Below are 660 nucleotides of genomic sequence, written 5' to 3'. Positions count from 1 at the left end.
ACTGGCGTTAGGACTTTTTTTTAAAATGTTATTTAAGGTATTGATAGTCTCGGCCAAGGAATCTTGATCCATTTTTTTAAAGTCAGGTGGAGGAGGTAATTCTTGTTCTTGCCTAGCTACAGAGTCTGCATATTCCCATATAGATTGGATTTGCTCGAACATTTTCTCTTTGTAATTAACAACGGACTTCTTCCACACAAAGGTGTATCTATTAGCATTAGCCTCCATTTTGGTACCATCTGTAAAAGCTTCTTCAATAGATATGAAGCCTTGTTGCATAAATAAACTAACGATTTGATAGAATATGCTTTCAATATTATCCTTTAAAGCCGCAATGCGAAAACGGTTCAACGTATTGTGATCTGGGAAGTTCATCCCGCTTAACCACATAAAATGCACATTTTCTTTACATACGTTTTCCATTTTTCTACTGCTGTAAATATTGCTAACATAAGCATACACCATCACCTTGAGTAGCATCTTTGGATGATAGCCTAGTGCACCTTGATTAGATGACTTCGCATACAATTTGCTTAAGTCCAATTCATCGATAACCTTATTTACAATGCGTACTGGATGCAAGGCAGGAATGAAATCTTCCAAAGAATGAGGAATCAAACTCATTTGATTCTGATCGTAAAGTCTATAACGTGGTGCTTG

General features: G+C 36.4%; 1 protein-coding gene. It reads right to left on the bottom strand.

Features of this window, described 5'->3' with window-relative positions; genetic code table 11:
* A partial coding sequence (locus ACYSNX_RS13085) for a transposase (RefSeq protein ID WP_461755094.1) occupies positions 1-660 on the bottom strand: 660 nt, incomplete at both ends.

This window comes from Myroides sp. LJL115 (assembly GCF_054871665.1).
Note: the sequence above shows the minus strand (reverse complement) of the source record. Positions and strands in the feature narration are given on the sequence as shown.